This is a genomic window from Arthrobacter sp. SPT-J7 (genome assembly GCF_059089965.1).
The window spans coordinates 1-1604 of record NZ_JBNHFF010000405.1; the positions used below are offsets into that span (position 1 = coordinate 1).

Below are 1604 nucleotides of genomic sequence, written 5' to 3' on the forward strand. Positions count from 1 at the left end.
GAAGCAGCCCCACCTGGGCCTCGAGCACATCAAGCGGAAGCCGCGAACTGATGCGGATTTTCGGGAGGTTCAGCGATTCATAGAGGGGCCCGCGCTGATAGCGCTCAAGCTCGATCTCGAGGGCCGCCCGGCGGCTGGGTGGTTCGGCTCCGAGCAGCTGGTCGATGCTGACGCTCAGTGCGGACGCCAGGTGCTGGAGGAGCCCGAGTTTTGGCTCCCGCTTTCCGTTTTCAATCAGGCTCAGCTGGCTGGGCGCTGTCCCGACGGCGGCGCTCAGGCCTTCGAGCGTAAGCCCCGCCTGTTTGCGCAGGTGGCGTACACGGCGGCCGAGTGAAATGACGTCCAGGTCAACTGCCGTCCCTGGAGACGGCGGCGGGGCAACTTCCCTGTTCCAGCTTGTAAGCGACATTTTTGAAGAATACGGGAAGAATTGCATTTCTTTCCAGAGTTCTTCTCTACCAACCATGTTGGAAGTGCTGAAAAGTAATGATTACGGAAGTAAGCATTGCACCGGGAAGCCGGCGGAACCGCAAAGGCGCGGTTCCCGCCGACCCCCGGAGCTCAATCAAGGAGATCAACGATGACTGCAGCATTTGAGCCCACCCAGCAGCCGTCCGGCCAGGACACAGAATCGCAGGCCGCCGCCCTGGAGCTCGAGTGGTCCGCCAACCCCCGCTGGGAAGGTGTGACCCGGGATTACTCAGCCTCCGACGTCGTCCGTCTCCGCGGCCGCGTCTCCGAAGAACACACCCTGGCCCGCCGCGGCGCAGAGAAGCTCTGGAAGCAGCTCACGGAAGAGCACAAGACCGGCGGATACACCAACGCCCTCGGCGCCCTGACCGGCAACCAGGCCGTGCAGCAGGTCAAGGCCGGCCTCCGTGCCATCTATCTTTCCGGCTGGCAGGTGGCAGCGGACGCCAACAACTCCGGCCACACCTACCCGGACCAGTCCCTCTACCCGGCCAACTCAGTGCCCACGGTGGTGCGCCGGATCAACAACGCCCTGCTCCGCGCCGACCAGATCGAATTCTCCGAAGGCGTCCAGACCGTCGAGGACTGGCTGGTTCCGATCGTTGCTGATGCCGAGGCCGGCTTCGGCGGCCCGCTGAACGCCTACGAACTCATGAAATCCATGATCCAGGCCGGCGCCTCCGGCGTTCACTGGGAAGACCAGCTCGCCTCCGAAAAGAAGTGCGGCCACCTCGGCGGCAAGGTCCTGATCCCCACCCAGCAGCACGTCCGCACCCTGAACGCCGCCCGCCTCGCGGCCGACGTCGCCGGCACCCCGTCCGTGGTCATCGCCCGGACCGACGCCGAGGCAGCCACCCTGATCACCTCCGACGTGGACGAACGCGACCAGGAATTCATCCCTCGCGAAGGCGGACAGCCCGTCCGCACCGCCGAGGGCTTCTACAAGGTCCGCAACGGCATCGAACCCTGCATCGCCCGGGCCAAGGCCTACGCCCCCTACTCAGACCTGATCTGGATGGAAACCGGCACCCCGGACCTGGAACTGGCCCGCAAGTTCGCCGAGGCCGTCAAGGCCGAGTTCCCTGACCAGATGCTCTCCTACAACTGCTCGCCCTCGTTCAACTGGCGCAAGC

2 protein-coding genes are annotated in these 1604 nt (G+C 64.8%); one reads left to right on the forward strand and one right to left on the reverse strand.

The features are described 5' to 3' along the window. The coding region (locus AC5RWX_RS33075) for a helix-turn-helix domain-containing protein (RefSeq protein WP_494100392.1) at window positions 1-436 on the reverse strand (436 nt) is incomplete at its 3' end. Window positions 437-580: 144 nt separating this feature from the next. Here AC5RWX_RS33075 and aceA point away from each other — a divergent pair. Then, a partial coding sequence (aceA, locus tag AC5RWX_RS33080; protein ID WP_494100393.1) for an isocitrate lyase occupies window positions 581-1604 on the forward strand: 1024 nt, incomplete at its 3' end.